We start from the raw sequence: 716 nt of genomic DNA, 5'->3' as shown, positions 1-716 counted from the left end.
CCCGGGGGGCCGCGGCCTCACGCGCGCCCCGTCCGGCGTAGAGGCAGTCCAGCGCCTCGTCCAGGAGGCACAGGGCGGCGTCGCTCCAGCCGCGCAGCCGCTGCTGGGGCGTGGGGCGGCCCACGTGGGGGATGAGCTGCGCGTCGGCGGCGTCCTCGATGAACTGCGCCTGCTGCTCCGGGTTGAGCTCCGCCCAGCGCCGGTGGCCCACGGCCTTGCGCCAGTCGTAGCCGTCCCCCAGGTACTGCGCCGCGAGCGCGCCGCTCAGGTAGCCCGTGCCGCCGTGCTGGTGCTGCCACACGTGCGTGAGCTCGTGCACCAGCAGCCGGAAGCCCACCGCGCCGTAGCCGGGCGGGATGAAGAGGACGTCCCCATGCGCGAACGCGCGGCCCGGCAGGCCCAGCAGGCCCAGGGCGCCTTCCTTCACGCGCACGCAGCGGTAGTCCAGGCTGTCGCCGAAGATGGGGCGCAGCCGCTCCACCTCCGCGTCCGTCAGCCGGCGGCCCACGGGCTCCAGCCCCGCCACCACCTGCACGGCGGACAGCACGCGCCCGCCCAGCATCAGCACCAGGTCCACCGGCACCTGCGCCACGCGGAACAGGCAGCGCTTGAGCTGCGGCAGGCCGTCGCGCGAGCGCCCCGTCGCGCAGCGGGCCATGCCGCCAGCGAAGAGCACCAGCGCCAGGTACGCGCTGCGCGCGGCGCCCGCGGACGCG

At 76.5% G+C, this 716-nt stretch carries 1 protein-coding gene; it reads right to left on the bottom strand.

Going from position 1 to position 716, the window contains the following annotated elements; genetic code table 11:
- Positions 1–716: hypothetical protein (locus ACLEQD_RS44730; protein ID WP_410391971.1), on the bottom strand; the 716-nt coding region annotated here is incomplete at both ends.

It is taken from the genome of Corallococcus sp. 4LFB, from assembly GCF_046520365.1.
GTDB lineage: Bacteria > Myxococcota > Myxococcia > Myxococcales > Myxococcaceae > Corallococcus > Corallococcus caeni.
The sequence above is the reverse complement of the archived record's forward strand: the minus strand, read 5'-3'. Positions and strand labels throughout refer to the sequence as shown.